16 protein-coding genes are annotated in these 18,520 nt (G+C 37.1%); 11 read left to right on the top strand and 5 right to left on the bottom strand.

Features of this window, described 5'->3' with window-relative positions; genetic code table 11:
• Positions 1-639 (top strand): hypothetical protein, encoded by a 639-nt coding sequence (locus PQ459_17935; GenBank protein WDF46766.1) that lies wholly within the window; start codon positions 1-3, stop codon positions 637-639.
• Positions 640-701: 62 nt separating this feature from the next.
• Complete coding sequence (locus tag PQ459_17930) at positions 702-2,762, top strand: S8 family peptidase (GenBank protein ID WDF46765.1); 2,061 nt, start codon at positions 702-704, stop codon at positions 2,760-2,762.
• A gap of 129 nt (positions 2,763-2,891) precedes the next feature.
• Here PQ459_17930 and pyk read toward each other — a convergent pair whose 3' ends face one another.
• From pyk to PQ459_17905, 5 genes are read right to left on the bottom strand one after another with little or no spacing between them, the layout of a single operon-like run.
• Entirely contained in the window at positions 2,892-4,337 is a 1,446-nt protein-coding gene (gene pyk / locus PQ459_17925; GenBank protein WDF46764.1) for a pyruvate kinase, read from the bottom strand.
• A complete protein-coding gene (locus PQ459_17920) occupies positions 4,330-4,803 on the bottom strand; it encodes an IPExxxVDY family protein (GenBank protein WDF46763.1) in 474 nt (157 codons plus the stop codon). Before PQ459_17920 ends, pyk begins: the two co-directional genes overlap by 8 nt.
• Positions 4,778-5,548, bottom strand: a complete 771-nt coding sequence (gene rnc / locus PQ459_17915; GenBank protein ID WDF46762.1) for a ribonuclease III — start codon at positions 5,546-5,548, stop codon at positions 4,778-4,780. Before rnc ends, PQ459_17920 begins: the two co-directional genes overlap by 26 nt.
• A gap of 9 nt (positions 5,549-5,557) precedes the next feature.
• Positions 5,558-6,805, bottom strand: a complete 1,248-nt coding sequence (gene fabF, locus PQ459_17910; protein WDF46761.1) for a beta-ketoacyl-ACP synthase II — start codon at positions 6,803-6,805, stop codon at positions 5,558-5,560.
• A 25-nt stretch (positions 6,806-6,830) separates the two neighbouring features.
• On the bottom strand, positions 6,831-7,070 hold the full coding sequence (locus tag PQ459_17905) for an acyl carrier protein (GenBank protein ID WDF46760.1): 240 nt from the start codon (positions 7,068-7,070) through the stop codon (positions 6,831-6,833).
• A gap of 181 nt (positions 7,071-7,251) precedes the next feature.
• On the opposite strand from PQ459_17905, the gene folE reads away from it, so the two are divergent.
• The 9 genes from folE (at position 7,252) to PQ459_17860 (ending at position 18,518) form a co-directional block, all read left to right on the top strand.
• Positions 7,252-7,917 carry a GTP cyclohydrolase I FolE gene (gene folE, locus PQ459_17900; GenBank protein WDF46759.1) on the top strand — a complete coding sequence of 222 codons (666 nt, stop codon included), beginning with the start codon at positions 7,252-7,254 and terminating at the stop codon, positions 7,915-7,917.
• 119 nt (positions 7,918-8,036) lie between these two features.
• Complete coding sequence (gene cysS, locus PQ459_17895; protein ID WDF46758.1) at positions 8,037-9,506, top strand: cysteine--tRNA ligase; 1,470 nt, start codon at positions 8,037-8,039, stop codon at positions 9,504-9,506.
• 118 nt (positions 9,507-9,624) lie between these two features.
• Positions 9,625-10,776, top strand: a complete 1,152-nt coding sequence (locus PQ459_17890; protein WDF46757.1) for a T9SS type A sorting domain-containing protein — start codon at positions 9,625-9,627, stop codon at positions 10,774-10,776.
• Between the two features lie 111 nt (positions 10,777-10,887).
• Positions 10,888-11,619 (top strand): carboxypeptidase regulatory-like domain-containing protein, encoded by a 732-nt coding sequence (locus PQ459_17885; protein ID WDF46756.1) that lies wholly within the window; start codon positions 10,888-10,890, stop codon positions 11,617-11,619.
• A 71-nt stretch (positions 11,620-11,690) separates the two neighbouring features.
• Entirely contained in the window at positions 11,691-14,342 is a 2,652-nt protein-coding gene (locus PQ459_17880) for a 4-alpha-glucanotransferase (GenBank protein ID WDF46755.1), read from the top strand.
• 229 nt (positions 14,343-14,571) lie between these two features.
• Complete coding sequence (locus PQ459_17875; protein WDF46754.1) at positions 14,572-15,522, top strand: hypothetical protein; 951 nt, start codon at positions 14,572-14,574, stop codon at positions 15,520-15,522.
• Positions 15,523-15,629: 107 nt separating this feature from the next.
• Positions 15,630-16,010, top strand: coding sequence for a hypothetical protein (locus PQ459_17870; GenBank protein WDF46753.1), 381 nt, complete (start codon positions 15,630-15,632; stop codon positions 16,008-16,010).
• Positions 16,011-16,116: 106 nt separating this feature from the next.
• Entirely contained in the window at positions 16,117-16,623 is a 507-nt protein-coding gene (locus PQ459_17865) for a ferritin (GenBank protein ID WDF46752.1), read from the top strand.
• Positions 16,624-16,637: 14 nt separating this feature from the next.
• Positions 16,638-18,518, top strand: coding sequence for a DUF3857 domain-containing protein (locus PQ459_17860; protein WDF46751.1), 1,881 nt, complete (start codon positions 16,638-16,640; stop codon positions 18,516-18,518).
• The last annotated feature ends 2 nt before the right edge of the window (positions 18,519-18,520 follow it).

The raw sequence follows: 18,520 nt of genomic DNA, 5'->3' as shown, positions 1-18,520 counted from the left end.
GTGTCAGATTCTGTTTTGGTGAATCAAGTTTTGATCATTAATATTAATTCTCAGGAAAAAACCAATTCCAATTCACAAGGTCAGTTTGTCATTAATGCAGATTTCGGTGATGAGCTAAGGTTTGTGAAAGAAGGTTACGAAAGGAAGGTTTTGAAAATCATTAATACTGATGAAGTTGTCATTAATTTAATAAAATTAGTCACGGAAATTGAGGAAGTTGAGGTCAGGAAAAAGTTGTCTGGGAATCTTGATGAGGATTCTAAACTTTTCAATGAAAACAAGAAAAAAGTAGCTTTGAATAATGATCTGAAAGTCTATTTCAAAACCAAATCCAGCGAGGGATTAATGAAACCAAGACACGGCGAATTTGTACAGCCAGTCGGTGGAGGTATAAGTTTTGGAAAAATTGATAACAAATGGACTTCGTCGGATTTTGTGGAATGGTTGCGTGAAAATCTGACAGATGATTATTTTATTTCTTTAGGATTAATATCTGAGGAAATTAATTCTTTTATCTTCTATTCACTTCAAAGTTTTGGGACTAGAACTATTCTGAAATATGGCTATTGCAGCGAAGAAGATGTTGGAAACCTGAAACTTCACTTCGAAACTACATTTAAGAAATTCAAAAATAAATAGTTAACATTTTTTAAAACTTATTATGATCTAAGTATTTTTTATCTTTGCAAAAAGTTATAAAGATGAAAAAAGTTATACTAAGCGTTGGAATGTTGTTTTCTTTTTATTTTTCTAATGCTCAGAATCTTAAACTGAAAAATGAATTTGCCAAGCAAAGATTGATAAATGAAGATAAGTTGGACAGCTTTTTATCCAAATCCTCAAAGTATTCTGGCAAGGAAAAAGACAGTCTGAAAAAAAATCTTGCTGGTTTTGCCGGGCAGATTCCAGTTTTCTATTCAACCGAAGAAACTAGTGCTAATGCTACTGCAAATGTAGACGAATTACAGGCAGGATCTGTTCCAGGAATTTCTTCACCTGTCACTGGAAATGGTATCAAGATCACTGTTTTTGATGCAGGAAGAATCCAGGATACGCACGAGCAGTTTAATAGCAGAGCCGTTAATCAGGAAGCTGCAACAGAAGCCAAACATTATCACGGCACAAACGTTAACAGTATTTTGATAGGGAATGGAACTGCAACTGGAAATTTCACACAGAGTAGTGTTGCTTATCCTAAAGCTAACGCTAAAGGGATCCTACCACAAGGAACAACGGATAATTACATGTTTGCTGCAACGGCTTTAGGCAATAATTACCAAAAACTGGCAACTTTGCCAAATCTTAATATTTCCAATCATTCTTATGGTGTCAATCTCGGCTGGCTGCAATCTGGCAGTTCTTATTATTGGTATGGAAATTATGAACTGAATCATCAGGATACCTATTCCGGTGCCTATTATGAGAATGACTATAATTTTGATAAAATTGTTTATGCCCAGCCTCAACAGATCATTGTAAAATCTACTGGCAATTATTACGGTGTTGGCCCATCTGCTAATTCCCCGAAATACAAATATATTATAGCGACACAATCTTGGGTTCCTTTTGCTGCAGGTGACGAAATTCCGCCTGCCAATTGCAGTCAAGGTTATAACTGTATTGGTTATGGCTCACTGTCCAAAAATATTATTGTTGTAGGAGCGGTAAATCAACTGCCAGGCAATCACAAATATAATCAGGCTAGTGATGTCGTAAAAGGCAGCTTCAGCAGTGCTGGTCCAAGAAAGGACGGTGCTGTGAAACCTGACCTCACTGCAGTTGGTGTAGATATGATTATGGCAAATTATACCAATGCAAGTCCCAACGCAACCAACCAATATGTACTGAACTTTGGTACATCTTACGCGGCACCTATGGTTTCTGGTATTGCTGGCGCATTGACTCAGATTCAAAGAAATATTTCGGGAAACAGTAGTTTTACATTTGATGCGGACGAAATGAAAGCCCTACTGACGCACACCGCTAACGAAGCCGGAAGACCTGGTCCTGATGTGTGGTACGGTTGGGGACTAGTTGATGGTAGAAAAGCGGCACTGGTTCTTGCTAATAAATTAAATGAAGAAGCTTATTTTGATAAAGATAGTTTGCAGTCAGGCATTAAATTTACCAAAGAGATCACGGCGCGAGGCAATGAGCCTTTGAAAGTTAGCATCTCGTGGATAGATCCTGCAATTGCTCCTTTTACAACAGATATTGATCTTCAGCAGAACACCACGTCCAGAATAGTGAATGATCTTGATCTTAGAGTGGTAGAAGTAAGTTCTGGAAATGTTTATTATCCGTGGAAACTGGATGTCAGTAATCCGAATGCAAATGCTACAAAAGGCGATAACACTGTTGATAATGTAGAACAAATTGTTATTGATAATCCTTTGGCAAATGAAATCTATAGGATAGAAGTTAGTAATAAAAATAGTTTGGTAGATCAGGATGGAAATGCATCTACTCAGGATTTTGCTTGGGTTGCAACAGGAACAAAAAAAGCAACTTTAGCCACTGGTAATTCTGTGTTGGATGAAGTAAAAATCTATCCGACGAAAACAAAAGATATGATCAATATAGTAGCACCAACTGAAGTAGAAAGGGTAGCTCTTTTTGATATGAACGGAAAATTGATTTTTGAAAATCTTAAAGCTTCAAAATCTCAAACAATTAGTTTGAGCAGATTTCCAAATTCTATTTACATCTTAACAGTGAAAACCAAAACTGGCGTGATATCTAAGAAAATCATTAAAGAATAATATTAGTAAATTTCATACAAATTAAATCCTGCAATTCGCAGGATTTTTTTTGCAGTATAAATGATGATGAAGGATCCAACAAAAAATCCCACTCAATAGAGCAGGATTTTGTTTTTTAAATATAAAAAATTATATCGTTGATAATCTCAATGTATTTGTTTTTCCACCATTGTGAACCGGCATTGCATTTAAGTTAATGACATAGTCACCTTGCTCTACAAATCCATAGTTATGCGTCAACATATTTACTTGGATAACCGTTTCGTCCGTAGACTTTTCCATGTCGTAATGGAAAGCTCTTACACCCCAAAGTAGGTTCAGCATCGTGATCACTCGTTTGTTGTTACTGAAAACGATGATGTGAGAAGATGGTCTGTGTGCAGAGATCTGGAACGCCGTGTAACCAGAAGAAGTCAAAGTCACAATAGCCTCAGCTCCTGTAGATTTTGCAATATCTACTGCAGAACGACAAACTTTATCTGTGATGAAACGCTCATCTACACAATTGATCTTTTCTTCGATCACGTGGTTTAGTTTTGAGTAAAGTGCTGTTTTCTCAATGTTCTTCACGATTTTCGCCATATTGCTTACCACTTCTACAGGATACTTTCCAACAGAAGTTTCTCCTGAAAGCATTACCGCATCAGCACCATCAAGTACAGAGTTGGCAACGTCATTCACTTCCGCTCTTGTAGGCGTCAGGATATTGATCATTGTTTCCATCATCTGAGTTGCGATGATAACAGGTTTAGCATAAAGTCTAGCTTTATTCACCAAGTTTTTCTGGATCACTGGTACTTGCTCCATAGGAACTTCTACACCTAGATCTCCTCTGGCAACCATTAGACAGTCGCATTCCAACAAGATCTCATCGATGTTTTTCACACCTTCTGGTTTCTCGATTTTTGCGATGATTGGCGTTTTTGTTTTGTTGGTTGGATGTTTTGCCATCAAATCTTTAAGATCGATGATATCCTGAGCGTGACGTACGAAAGATAATGCAATCCAGTCAAATTCGTGATCCAACATAAAGTTTGCATCCTCGATATCTTTTTCTGTTAATGCAGGCAAAGAAACGTTCGTATTAGGAAGGTTTACCCCTTTTTTAGAACTCAAAGGTCCACCTTGGATTGTTTTTGCTCTTACTGTGTCTAGGTTATTAGTTTCGATCACTTCGAAAACCAATTTACCATCATCGATCAAGATTCTCTCTCCAACTTTTACGTCTTGAGGAAACTGTTGATAAGTCATGTAAACTCTTGTAGAATCTCCTTCGATTTTTTCGTTGGTAAAAGTCAGGATGTCTCCAGGATTAAGGAAAGATCCTTCTTTTACAACACCAACTCTTAGTTTTGGTCCTTGCAAATCTCCAAGAATAGATACAGAGTAACCATATTCTTTGTTGATCTCACGGATGATATTGACATTTTTCAACACCAATTCGTAATCAGCATGTGAAAAGTTTATTCTAAACACATCAACACCGGCTTGGATCATTTGGATCATCGTTTCCTTGCTGGAAGATGCTGGTCCTAGTGTTGCAATGATTTTTGTTTTCTTAAGGTTTTTATTCATAATATTGAATTAATTGATAAAGCTCTTCTTCAGAGCTCAATGGATATTCTTGAATTTGGAATACAAAATTTTCCGGAAGCAAAATTAACGAAAATTCCGCAAACATATCGGAATTAGTTAAAATGTAATCCACGTCTTGATGCAGATTTAGTAGAAATTTAATATTTGATTCATCTGAAAAAAGCTGATTCTGCTCTTTTTTCTGAATTGAGACAATCGATTTGTTGGAAATGAAGCTGTAGCAGTTTTTGGACGATTTGTCGTAAGCCTGATAGCGGGAAAAAGAATGGTCGAAATATTCGCCTTTTATTAAGATATCATCAACACGTCTGAATTTGAAAGTATTGATGTCATTGATGAAAAAAAACAATTCGTGTTCCGGGATTGGTTTTGCAAGTCTAATCAATCCGACGTTGATCTCTGTAAGATCTTCTTCTAGTTTAAGATATTGTTTTTTGATGCTCAATAATGTTTTCTTTCTTACTCAAAACGTAAAATGCTCTCTGTGCCGCTTTTTCCTCTGCTTTCTTTTTAGAAGTTTCAACAGCATTGGCAATCCTCTCGTTATGAAGCCACACGTGACAACGGAAAACCGTGACTTTGTTAGGCTGGATTTCTTCGCAGGTTTCATATTTGATAGGAATCTTTTTCTTTTGACTCCATTCTAATAATAATCCTTTGTAGCTGATGATTTTATTTTCCAGTTTATTGATTGTAGAAGGTGTAAGAATTCTGTCTAAGACAATCTTCTTACAAAATTCGTAATCAATGTCCAGATAAAGCGCACCAATTAGTGCCTCCAACAGGTTTCCTGAAATATTTTCACTGAGAATTGTCTGGCTTGTGTCAGCTTGTAAAAGGGAACTTAATTTAAGATCTTCTCCCAGTTTGTTGAGGTTTTTCCTATTCACGATTTTGGATTTCATCTGCGTGAGAAATCCTTCGTTTTCATTCGGGTAGGTTTGAAAAAGATGACAAGAAATAATGGTTCCTAAAACAGAATCCCCTAAAAACTCAAGACGTTCGTAATTTTTTTTATTCGTGCTTTTTGAAGACGATTTCAAAGAAAAAGCTTCTTTAAAGATTTCTATATCGTGGATATTATAACCAACGATGTTTGAAATGTTTTTGCGAAAAAGAATATCTTTTTCCGAAAGTTTTTGTGCTCTGTTTTTAAGAAGGAATTTAGAAAAATAATTTTTCAACTCCATAAAAACATTTTATATTTTTTTGAAAAGAACGCAAGCATTGTGGCCTCCGAAACCAAAAGTATTACTCATTGCGATGTTAACTACCTTTTCAACCGCAGTATTGAATGTAAAATTCAATCTTGGGTCGATGTTTTCATCATCAGTAAAGTGATTGATTGTTGGTGGAACAATACCGTGGATAATGGCGTGTAATGCTGCAATAGCTTCAATAACGCCGGCCGCTCCCAATAGGTGACCAGTCATTGATTTTGTAGAATTGATCTGAATGTTGAAAGCGTGTTCTCCAAATAATTTTGCAATCGCGTTAGATTCTGCGATGTCTCCCAGTGGAGTAGATGTACCATGCATGTTGATATGATCTACTTCATCGGCAGTTACACCGGCATCTTCCAAGCAATTTTTCATTACCAGATAAGCGCCAAGTCCTTCAGGGTGTGGAGCTGTCATATGATGTGCATCAGCACTCATTCCGCCACCAGCTAATTCTGCATAGATTGTTGCACCTCGTTTTTTTGCGTGTTCGTATTCTTCAAGGATGATACAGCCAGCGCCTTCGCCCAATACAAATCCATCTCTGTCTTTGTCAAATGGTCTGGAAGCCGTTTTTGGATCATCGTTTCTTGTAGAAAGTGCGTGCATTGCGTTGAAACCTCCCATTCCGCTCGCTGTAACAGCCGCTTCTGAACCTCCACAAACAATGACGTCCGCTTTGCCTAAGTTGATAAGCATTTTAGCATCGATCAAAGCATTGGCAGAAGAAGCACAAGCAGAAACAGTTGTATAATTAGGCCCGTGGAAACCATATTCAATAGAAATATTTCCTGGCGTAATGTCCGCAATCATTTTTGGAATAAAGAAAGGATTGAATCTCGGAATACCTTTGGATTCTGCAAAACCTAAAACTTCTTGTTCAAAAGTCTCCAGCCCGCCGATTCCTGATCCCCAGATCACACCAACGCGATTTTTATCGACATTGTCTTCAATAAGTCGTCCGTGAGCGATAGCTTCTCTTGCAGCAATCTGCCCAAACTGAGAATTTCTATCCATCTTTTTCGCCTCTTTTTTATCGAAATAATTAAGCGGGTCAAAGTTTTTCACCTCACTGGCGAACTTGGTTTTAAAATTAGTGGAATCAAAAAGAGTAATCTGGGCAGCGCCACTTGCTCCTATTTTAAGGCTTTCCCAGTATTCTTTAGCGTTATTTCCGATTGGTGTAATAGCGCCGAAGCCGGTTACAACTACTCTCTTTAATTCCATAAATTTTTTTTGTCTTGAATAAATATTATTTATTTACAACTTCCTCGATGTAAGCGATAGCGTGACCAACAGTTGTAATTTTCTCTGCTTGATCATCTGGAATCTGAATGTTGAATTCTTTTTCGAATTCCATGATAAGTTCAACAGTATCCAAAGAATCAGCTCCTAAATCGTTTGTGAAGCTAGCTTCTGGAGTCACTTCTGTTTCTTCAACGTCAAGCTTATCAGCGATGATAGCTTTTACTCTTGATGCAATGTCTGACATAGTATTTTATTTTTAATTATGTTAATTTGGTGCAAATATATAAAAAATCAAATCATTTCAATTTTTTTTTAGTTTTTTAGACACTTTCTAAATCTATTCTTTTTATAATCAAATCTTTAGATTTTGTCTCAGCGGACTATCTATTTTTTGTTTATTTTTGCTTCTTATTACTAATGATATTATGGAACACATTCCTGACAATGATGATGATCTGTTTACAGGAAAAGATCACACGCCTCTCAGACCAGACGCTTTTGATCTGAAACCGGAAGAAAAAATTAAGAAGATTGAAGGGCTTTTTGCAGAAATTATGGAAACGCTTGGTCTAGATATGACCGATGATTCCCTCAAAGATTCTCCAAAGCGTGTGGCGAAAATGTACGTGAATGAAATCTTTGGAGGCTTGCTCCCGGAAAATAAACCTGGGATCTCAACTTTCAAAAATCAATATAAGTACCGTCAAATGTTGGTGGAGAAGGATATTACAGTCTATTCTTTCTGCGAGCATCATTTCTTGCCAATTATCGGGAAAGCGCACGTTGCTTATATTTCAAGTGGAGAAGTGATCGGTTTATCTAAAATCAATAGGATCGTAGATTATTACGCCAAACGTCCGCAGGTTCAGGAACGATTGACGATGCAGATCGTTGATGCTTTGAAAGAAGCTTTAGGAACCAATAACGTCGCGTGTATCATCGATGCAAAACACCTTTGCGTGAATTGTCGTGGAATAAAAGATACTGCAAGTTCTACGATCACAGCAGAATTGAGTGGGATTTTCAGAACGAATCCAATTACGAGACAGGAATTTCTGCATTATGTAGGAAGTCACGCGAAATTTGATTAAAATGATAAAATATAAAAAACTGACGCATCAAATTTTCATCACAACAATTATTTGTTGCGGTTGTTCTGCGTCAAATATTTAAATCATTTATCAATTCTAATTTATCATTCATAAAAACAATGCAACTAAAAATATACAACTCGCTTTCAGGCGAAAAAGAAGTTTTCAAACCCATTTTAGAAGGTAATATCGGGATGTACGTTTGTGGACCCACGGTTTACAGCAATGTGCATCTGGGAAATGTGAGAACTTTTTTGTCATTCGATTTTATTTACCGAAGCCTTCAGTTTCTGGGTTATAAGGTTCGATATGTCAGAAATATCACCGATGCCGGACATTTGACGGACGATGGCGATATCAATAACGATAGATTCATCAAGCAATCCAGACTTGAAAAACTGGAGCCAATGGAAATCGTACAAAAATATACGGTCGATTTTCACGAGGTTTTGAAGAAATTTAACTTGCTTCCGCCAACCATTGAGCCGACTGCAACGGGTCACATCATCGAGCAATTGGAACTTGCGAAAGATCTTATTGAAAAAGGTTTTGCTTACGAAAGTAACGGTTCCGTTTACTTCGATGTTTTGGAGTACAATGCAAGAGGTCTTAATTACGGTGAGCTTTCACGAAGAAATATCGAAGAACTATTCGCCAACACAAGAGATTTGGATGGGCAATTTGAAAAGAAAAATCCACAAGATTTCGCCCTTTGGAAAAAAGCTTCGCCGGAACATATTATGAAATGGCCGTCGCCTTGGGGAGAAGGTTTCCCAGGCTGGCACTTGGAATGTACTGCGATGAGCACGAAATATTTGGGCGACCAATTCGATATTCACGGTGGCGGAATGGATTTGAAATTCCCTCACCACGAATGTGAAATCGCTCAAGGGAAAGCTTGCAACGGCGTAGAACCTGTGAAATATTGGATGCACGCCAATATGCTGACAATGAACGGACAAAGAATGAGTAAAGCGACTGGTAATTTTATTTTGCCAGAACAATTAGTGAGCGGGAACAATGATTTCTTTGAAAAAGCTTTTCATCCAAGTGTCTTGAGATTCTGTTTCTTACAGGCGCACTATAGAAGTGTTTTGGATATTTCCAATGACGCGATGTTGGCGAGCGAAAAAGGCTTCAACAGATTGATGGAAGCCGTAAAAATCCTAAATACACAAGTTCCAACGGAAGGTGTAGAAACTTCTTCTTTTGATTATAAAAATTGGAAAGAGAAAGTTTTGGAAGCTTTGTCAGACGATTTCAACAGTCCGATTTTGATTTCCCATTTGTTCGAGGCGGTGAAGTTTATTTCAGCTTCGAAGCTTGGAAAAGAAAGTATTTCGACCAATGATTATAAAGATTTGAAACAATTTTTAAACGCGATTGTCTTCGATGTTTTAGGATTGGAAACGATTGAAGAATCGAATAACGATAAGCTTGATCAAACTTTGCAGGTTTTGATCGATTTGAGAAATCAAGCCAGAAAATCAAAGAATTGGGAATTATCCGATCAGATCCGTGACCAACTTCTTGAAAAAGGAATTGAGCTGAAAGATGGACGAGACGGAACAACTTACGTTTTGAATTAATTCATCAAAATCATAAATATTTAAACCTTTCGTAAAAAACGGAAGGTTTTTTTGTGGATATGATTTTGATGTTGCAAAAATACTTAACTTAGTATCAATAATTAAAAATACTTAGACTATGAAAAAATCTCTATCCACTTTAATTTTATTGTTTGTCGGAGCAAGTTCTTTTGCGCAACAAGACATTTTTGCACTCACAGGAAAAGAATCCGCGAACATTATTTTCCAGGATTTCCGCGCTTTGGATTCCAAAAAAGGCATTACCGAAAATATTCTTTTATCTGGCAACGACCAACCCAGAATTTATTCCAACACATTAAATAAGGAAATCTCTGAAGATAAAAAATCACCGGCGAACGCGTTGGCCAGTCAGATTGCAACTTTGGCTGTAGATGGAAATGGAAAATTGGTTTATATGCCGATGTATTCTCCCAATATTTACGTTTTGGATTCTAAGACCAAGGACATTACTTTGTTGGAAAATAAACTGTCCAATCCAACAGCTTGCGACGCAGGTTCTCAGTTTTCCCGAATGACGATGGGAAGTGATGGTAATATTTACACACTTTCAAATTCCGGTTCTCAACTTTTGAAAATTTCCAGTAAAAATGGTAAGTATGAAGTTACAGACTTGGGAATTGTGAAGGATGATTCTGGAAACGGAGACAATCAACTGAGCAAGATGCAGACTGGTTTCGGAGGCGATATGATTGCGGACGATCACAACAATTTCTATATTTTTTCGGCTACGGGAAATGTCTTTAAATTTAATGTCAATGAAATGAAGGCCAAATTCCTTGGCAAAGTGAAAGGTCTTCCGGAAAATTTTTCTACAAACGGCGTTGCGGTGAATGCGGATGGGAAAATCATTTTGGCAAGCGCGAAAGGAGGCGTTTTACATTCTTTAAAATTAGAAACTATGCAAGCTGAACCAATGACTTCGAATATCAATATGCCAATCTATGATTTGGGAAGTCCGTATGTTTTGAGGAGCAACAAACAGATTGTTAATATTGATAAGAATGACATCTATCCTACAAAAATTTCCGAAGGTTTTGTGAATGTAAAACTTACCAACTCCCAAAAAGGAAATGCACAAGTGAAGATTTACAGCTCGGCTGGAACTTTGGTGATGGACAAAAAGATCAATAATATCAGCAATTCCGAAAATAGAATTGAACTTGGAAAGCTCGTTTCCGGCGTTTATCTCGTGAATGTCGAATCTGAAAATGGAAAATCTATTATTTCCAAAAAGGTTATTGTGAGGTAACAGATTTTGATTTTTTAAAATTATAATAATATTAAGAAATACGGTTAATGAAAGTTAAACCGTATTTTTTTGTTTCAATAAAAATCTATTTTTGACGAAAATTAAGACCATTTGAAGAAATTTCTATTCCTTTATTTTCTTTTGATTTCTATATCAATCTATTCTCAAACGCTTTCTGGAATTGTGATGACGGAGGAATCTGCGCGCATTCCAAAGACTTTGGTCGTCAATATGCGTTCGGATCAAAAGGTTTTGAGCAATGAGCTCGGGGAGTTTTCCATCCCTGCAAAAACTGGCGACGAAATCCGATTCGTAAAAGAAAAGTACGAACGTGAGAAATGGATTGTCAGCGATAATCTTAACATCACAATTCGATTGTCCAAAATTCCGATGGAAATTGAAGAAGTCACGATTGAAAATAAAAGAGTGGCGGAGGCAAAGAAAGAAGAATTGAGACAATCTATCGGTTTGCCAAAAGGACCAGAGAAACCAAGGGAAAAACCGGCAGATGCAGTGGACGATATTGTAAGACCTTTGATAAGAATTCCTCCAATGGTCAATGTTCAGGCGATTTATGATGTTGTGAGTGGAAAGTCCAGACGAATGAAACGGCTTTATAAATATGAAGATCTACAGGAAGGATTGGCTTGGATCAACCATAATGTGGATTTAGAATATTTTGCAGAAGCAGGAATTACGCCTGACAAGTTTAATGATTTCCTAATGTTTTCTCTGCGAGACGAGAAGGTTTTGATGTATATGAAAGCCAAGAACATCGGTGGAATTACGATATCTCTTGATAATAATATTAAGGACTATCTGGAAAGAATTGCAGGAAAATGATTTTTTTGATGGAATAATAGTTATAATTCAATAAATCATTAAATTGCATCCATATTAATAGACCTTAATAAATGAAACTATACTTTAATGTTAACTTCGGAACAAAAGTTGGCCAACGGCTCGTTTTGCGCCTATACGACGAGAAAAACGACCACCGAGACTACAACCTGAACTATTCCGAAAATAACAACTGGACAGCAGAAATTGATTATTTCTCAAAATCAATTCAGTACAAATATCTTTTGTTGAACGAAGAAAACGTGGTTTTGGATGAAGAAATCCCGACTCACAAATTAGATCTTCCAAACAGTTTCAAAGAATTTGTGATTTTCGATCAGTGGAATCTTAAGAATTTCCCGGAAAATTATTTGACCAACAAAATCCTACACAACCGTTTGCAAGGTTTCAAGCCGGCAAAATTATCCGTTGTAAAAAAACATTCGCACCTTTTCCGCATAGAAGCGCCACTTTACAATCCAAACTGGCAATTGGTCCTGATTGGAAATGTAGATGCTTTGGGAAATTGGAGTCCGGAAAAAGCCGTAGAACTCAAAGAAACAGATTATGGCGTTTGGGAAGCGGGCGTTGAAATTCCGACGCACCAAACCGTTCTTTACAAATATGCGATCAAAGACAAAATAACAAAACAAATCGTTTCCCTAGAACCAGGCGAAAATCGTTGGGTTTTCGGAAATCCGACGAAGGATATTTTGTACGTGAAAGCGGATCATTATTTTAAGTTTAATAATGAAACACTTTGGCATTCTGCGGGCGTTGCAGTTCCTGTTTTCTCTTTGAGAACGGAAGATGGTTTCGGAGTTGGTGAATTTTCTGATATCAAAAAATTAGGAGATTGGGCCAATGATGCAAAGCTTTCCGTGATTCAGATCTTGCCGATCAATGATACAACGGCCAATTATACTTGGACCGATTCTTATCCTTACGCGGCGATCTCAGTTTACGCACTTCACCCGCAATATCTTTCGGTTGAGAAGTTGGAATATGCTTTACCGAAAAAGTTAGTAAAAGAATATCAAGATAAAAAAGCTGAATTAAATGCTTTGAGTTTAATCGATTACGAGCAAATGATCTCCGGAAAATGGAAGTTTGCAAAAGCTGTTTTCGAGGAAAATCAAGAAGCGATTCTGAAGGATAAAAACTTCAAGAAATTCATTAAAGATAACGAAGAATGGCTGATGCCTTATTCTGCATTTTGTGTTTTGAGAGACAAATACAAAACGCCAAATTTCAACGATTGGAAAACCCATAAGAAATTTGTTGCCGGAAAAGTAGCGACGCTTTATGCGCCTAAACATAAGGACTATGCAACCATTATGCTTCACGCTTGGGTCCAATATCAGTTGCATTTGCAATTGCAGGATGCGGTGGAATATTTGCATCAACTAGGACTTTCGGTGAAGGGCGATCTTCCAATTGGGATCTACAGATATTCCGTAGAAGCTTGGACGGAGCCAGAACTTTTCGGGATGGATTTCCAAGCAGGAGCACCACCAGATCAGTTCTCCGATCTAGGTCAAAACTGGGAATTCCCGACCTACAATTGGGAAGTGATGAAAGCCGACGATTACCAATGGTGGAAAAAACGTTTCAAAGTTTTGGAACAATATTTTGATGCGATGAGAATCGACCATATTCTTGGATTCTTTAGAATTTGGAGAATGCCGATCTCTGCGACACAAGGTTTGTTGGGTTATTTTTATCCAGCTGTTCCTGTGACAGAGCGAGAGTTTTCTGACAGACAGATTCCTTTCAATTATGATCGTTACATCAAACCATTTGTGAATGAACCGATTCTTTGGGAGACATTTGGCGAATCGAAAGAGAAAATTCAAAATCATTTCTTTGATCATCAAAATGGAAATTTTACCTTCAAACCGGAATTTGATACACAAAGAAAATTAACCGATTACTTCAAAAAAGAATCGTGGGATTGGGCAGAAGAAAAATTGATCTCTTTGGCCGGAAATGTTTTGTTCTTGACCGAAGAAACTGAGAACGGAATCGTTTATCATCCAAGATTCAATATCGCTAAAACGACATCTTACAAATATCTGCCAGATTGGGAAAAAGCGAAATTGAGCGATGTTTACAATGATTATTTCTTCAAACGTCAGGACGGACTTTGGTACCAAAAGGCAATGGAGAAATTACCAGCTTTACTCAATTCGACTACGATGTTGATCTGTGGTGAAGATCTAGGTTTGGTTCCAGATTCTGTGCCTGTGGTGATGGATAAGTTGGCAATTACCGCTTTGAAAGTTCAAAGAATGCCTTCCGACAATATTCCGTTCTACGACCCGAAAAATGCAAGTTATTTGAACGTAGTAACAGCTTCTTCCCACGACAGTTCTACCTTGAGACAATGGTGGCACGAGGACAGAAACCTGACTCAGAAATATTTCAATCAACAATTAGGACAATATGGAACTGCGCCTTGGGATTTGACGCCGGACTTGTCAGAGATGATAATGAAACAGCATCTTTTCACGGAAGCGATGTTGGCGATCTTCCCAATTCAGGAATTTTTGGCGACAGATGACAACTTGATGAATCCAAATATGGACGAAGAAAGAATTAACAATCCTGCGGTTTTCCCACATTACTGGCGTTACAGAATGCATTTGAAATTGGAAGATTTGAAAGAGCAAACAGACTTCAATCAGAAAATTGCTGGTTGGATAGAAGCAAGCGGACGAGATTAAAATCATTAAAATAAATTACTAAAAGCCTTTCAGAGTTACGAACTTTGAAAGGCTTTTTATTTTCTGACAAAAAATAATGCCATTGATTATCAGTCATTAATCTCAAATTTATCATCGTTTTTAGAAATATTAATTCGTCAGACTTTAACTTTTATTCCTATCCAATATCCAAAAGGTAGAAAGTTTCATTAGAGAAAATGAATTTTCTTAATTAAATAAATTTAAAGAAATGAAAAAGATATTTTTTACCCTTGCTATCATCTTTGGAGGATTGATCTCTGCCCAAGATTATTACGATACTTATCCAAACGAATACAACGGATACGAGTATTACGATAACTCTTATGATTATCCTGAGGACTACTATTACAATTATCCAACGGATTACTATCCAGACCAATATTATCAGGGATATTACAATGACTATAGACAATCCGTTGTCAATGTGAATTGGGACCAGTTCTTCTTTCAAAACCGTTTGAGTCCGTTTCAGATAGAGCAAATTATGATGCTGAATAACAGATTTGCTTCTTACAATGCTTGGAACTCTTACTATAGATGGAATCCGGACAGATGGTACTACGACAGATTCTATGCACTACAAAATATTCTGGGGCCAAGGATTTTCATAGTTTATCAAAATTCTTATTTCCGAGGCGCAAGTCCATTTGTGTTCTACAGAAATAGAAACGTGAATTTCTATGCGAGAAGATATCCAGTGAGACCTGTTTACAGAAATGTGAATATTAATGTTTACAAAGTCAACAGAGGGAATTTCAAAGAAGGATTTAGAAATGTGGGAAGAAATCAAAATATGATCACGCCGAATAGAAATGAGGGAATGCGTACGCAACCAATCAGAAGTGGAGCGAATGGAAATAACATCGGAGGAATCAGAAATTCACAAAATGGCGTGGTGCGAAACAATGAGAATAATGGTGTCCGAAACCAAGGTAACATTAGAGGAAATAGCACGGGCGGAATAAAAAGTGAAAACATCAGAACGCAGACTGCTCCAGCGATTAGGAATGAAGGAACGAGAGGCCAGAATAATGGCATCCGACAAAATCAAAATTCCATCAGAAAATCTGAGGTGAGAGGCAATGGCGGACAAAGAAATGCGTCTCCAAAATCTGACAACGGAAACAGAGGATCGGGAATGAGATTAACTTCAAGATAAGTTGATTGAGAATTTAACAAAATTTTATAATTTCTCAAATTAACTTTATTATTTGTTGCACATCAAACAAACAGATAAAATTTATTAATATTAAAAATCAATTTAAAATGAAAAAAATAATTTTAAGCGCCGCATTTCTTGGACTAGGAGTTTTCGGATTTGCACAACAATCAAAATCAGCAACAGGAGATCATACTCAGAAAAAAGCTGAGCATCTTCAAAAAATGAAGCAAGAACTGAATCTTACAGACGCGCAAGTGTTGCAATTGAAAACCTTGCACGAAAAGAAAGCGATAGAAAGGAAAGCAGATTTTGAAGCTAAAAAAGGCGACAGAATGCAGAAGATGAAAGAGAATGAGGCGGAAATGCAGAAAATCCTGACGCCAGATCAATTCAAAAAATATCAGGAAATTAAAGCAAAAAAAATGGCAGATAGAAAAGCCAATTTCAAAGATAGAAAGAAGGTGGATGCCGCTGTAGTTAAATAGTATGTTATTTTGTGGTTAGTTTTAGTAAGAGTCGTTAATTTTAACGGCTCTTTTTTTTTATATTTGAGTTTTAAAGTTGAAATATAAAAAATTAATACAAAAAGTTATGGTCTCAGAAAAAATAGTTACACTTGTCAACGAGCAAATCACAAAAGAGCAATACGCCGCGCAATTATATCTTTCGATGAGTGCTTGGTTCTACGCTCAGGATTTGGAAGGAATCGGAAACTACTTCCGGGTGCAATCCAAAGAAGAATTGATGCACGCCGACAAGATGTTTGATTACGTGAATGATATTGGTGGAAAAATCATTCTAAACGAAGTTCCAAAGCCACCACACGAGTTCAACAATGCTCAGGAGATTTTCGAAAAAGCTTTGGATCACGAGAGATTGGTGACGAGAAGTATCTTCAACATCGTAAAAGCGGCGAATGAAGAAAGTGATTTTGCAACGACTAGCTTCTTGCAATGGTTCATCAACGAGCAAGTAGAGGAGGAATCGAGCGCATCTACATTGGTCTCAAAAATCAAAATGGTGAAGGACAATCCGTCTGCATTGTATCTATTTGACCAGGAATTGGCTCAAAGGGTTTTTGTTCCGGCAGCGAATTAATTCTTTAAAAACTAATGAAAAAACTAATAACCCTCTTCGTGATGGTGTCTGTAAAGATGCTTTCACAAAACTATGGCGTCACTGAAATACCAGAAAAACTTTTAAAAGACGCCGATGTTGTCATCAGAAATTATGATCAGAAAACTGTTGTAAGCTCTGTAAGCCAGGTTGAGACTCACTTTACAAAAGCGATCACAATCATGACCAAAGCGGGAGATGATTATGCCGCTCTGAAAATCCCGTATGACAAAACCAATAAAGTGAGCGACATCAAAGTCCGAACCTTTGATGCCTCGGGGCGATTGTCAAAAACGTATTCGAAAAAAGATTTTTCAGATTTTTCTTCTTCCGAAGGTTTCGAGTTGTACACGGAGTCCAGGATGTTGTACCTGAAAATCATTTCCAACAGTTATCCTTACACGATTGAACTTAGTTATGACGAAGATTCCTCTGATACGGCTTTTCTGAATCCTTTTTTTACTTTCTACGGTTACAATGCTGCAGTAGAAAATTCCTCATATAGTTTTACAAACAAGTCTGGAATAAAATTAAGACGGAAGATAAAGAATACAGATTATGGAACAATTCTATTAGAAGGCGACGAAAATAATTTTTCTCTTACCTATAATAATGTTCCTGCATTCGTAGAAGAAAAATATGCTCCCAATCCTGTGACATTGATGCCAAGGGCGGAGTTTGCTTTAGATAATTTTACATTGAAGGGCAAACGTGGCGATATGTCCAATTGGCAAAGTTTTGGAAAATGGTATAACGATATCTTGGAGCCTGTTTCTGTGATTACGCCAGAGCTGCAACAAGAGGTGAATGCACTTAATCTGAAAGGAACCACGGAAGAAAAAGTAAAGACCATTTATCAATATATGCAAAACAAAACGAGATATGTTTTTGTTGCATTAGGAATTGGAGGCTGGCAACCAATGCTGGCAGAAGATGTGAGGAAAAAGAGCTACGGCGATTGCAAAGCGCTGACAAATTACATGAGAGTGCTGCTTAAAGCTGCGGGAATCCCATCTTATTATTCCGTAATCTATATGGATGACACGCCAAAACTTTTTGATAAGGATTTCCCGAGAATGGATGGCAATCACGTGATACTGTGCGTCCCGACTGAAACAGGAAATATCTGGCTGGAGAATACGTCTCAGAGAATTGCATACAACCATTTGAGTTATCGCACAACAGACCGAAATGTACTAATGATAAAAGATGGTACCGCAGAAATCGTAGATACACCAAAATCCATCACAGAAAATAATAAAGAGATTTTAAGAGTAAAAGCCAATATCTCTGCAGATAATAATTTGGATGTAACGTCTAAATTTTCATATTCGGGAGGTTTGTATGATATGTCTATGTCATTGTTGTCACTAACGCCTGTAGAACAACGGGATGCGTTGAAACACCGTTATGACAATCTTCAACTTTCCAGCATCGATATTCAGAATATGATCAATGACAGAGATCATGGAAATATTAATTTTGATCTAAACTTCAAAGCTGCCAATTACTCTAAATCCTTGGGCTCTGATATCTACTTCAGAGCAATTCCCTTCGTAGATTCTGACTTTTACCTGGAAAATTCTGATAGAAAGATGCCAATAGAAATCCCGTTCGGTTTTACAGATGATTACGAAATCGAATATACAATTCCAGACACGCATAAATTCTCCGAAACCATAGCACCTGTGCAAATTGACTCGGAGTTTGGAAGCTTTTCTATGGAGTTTATTCCTCAGGATAAAAAATTATTAGTCAGAAGAAAATTTATGCTGAAGAAAGGTATTTTTGCCGCAGATAAGATTTCTGACTACATTAATTTCCGAAAGAAAACCTCAAAAATAGACCATACCAAAATTCTAATAACAAAACTATAATC

The sequence above is a fragment of the Chryseobacterium sp. KACC 21268 genome (genome assembly GCA_028736075.1).
In the GTDB taxonomy this organism is placed as follows: domain Bacteria; phylum Bacteroidota; class Bacteroidia; order Flavobacteriales; family Weeksellaceae; genus Epilithonimonas.
The sequence above is the reverse complement of the archived record's forward strand: the minus strand, read 5'-3'. Positions and strand labels throughout refer to the sequence as shown.

What these genes read in the sequence shown, in the direction of transcription:
- PQ459_17930 (WDF46765.1), top strand. Translation starts at nt 702, where the DNA reads ATGAAAAAAGTTATACTAAGCGTTGGAATGTTGTTTTCTTTTTATTTT.
- pyk (WDF46764.1), bottom strand. Translation starts at nt 4,337, where the DNA reads ATGAATAAAAACCTTAAGAAAACAAAAATCATTGCAACACTAGGACCA.
- rnc (WDF46762.1), bottom strand. Translation starts at nt 5,548, where the DNA reads ATGGAGTTGAAAAATTATTTTTCTAAATTCCTTCTTAAAAACAGAGCA.
- fabF (WDF46761.1), bottom strand. Translation starts at nt 6,805, where the DNA reads ATGGAATTAAAGAGAGTAGTTGTAACCGGCTTCGGCGCTATTACACCA.
- PQ459_17905 (WDF46760.1), bottom strand. Translation starts at nt 7,070, where the DNA reads ATGTCAGACATTGCATCAAGAGTAAAAGCTATCATCGCTGATAAGCTT.
- folE (WDF46759.1), top strand. Translation starts at nt 7,252, where the DNA reads ATGGAACACATTCCTGACAATGATGATGATCTGTTTACAGGAAAAGAT.
- cysS (WDF46758.1), top strand. Translation starts at nt 8,037, where the DNA reads ATGCAACTAAAAATATACAACTCGCTTTCAGGCGAAAAAGAAGTTTTC.
- PQ459_17890 (WDF46757.1), top strand. Translation starts at nt 9,625, where the DNA reads ATGAAAAAATCTCTATCCACTTTAATTTTATTGTTTGTCGGAGCAAGT.
- PQ459_17880 (WDF46755.1), top strand. Translation starts at nt 11,691, where the DNA reads ATGAAACTATACTTTAATGTTAACTTCGGAACAAAAGTTGGCCAACGG.
- PQ459_17875 (WDF46754.1), top strand. Translation starts at nt 14,572, where the DNA reads ATGAAAAAGATATTTTTTACCCTTGCTATCATCTTTGGAGGATTGATC.
- PQ459_17870 (WDF46753.1), top strand. Translation starts at nt 15,630, where the DNA reads ATGAAAAAAATAATTTTAAGCGCCGCATTTCTTGGACTAGGAGTTTTC.
- PQ459_17865 (WDF46752.1), top strand. Translation starts at nt 16,117, where the DNA reads ATGGTCTCAGAAAAAATAGTTACACTTGTCAACGAGCAAATCACAAAA.
- PQ459_17860 (WDF46751.1), top strand. Translation starts at nt 16,638, where the DNA reads ATGAAAAAACTAATAACCCTCTTCGTGATGGTGTCTGTAAAGATGCTT.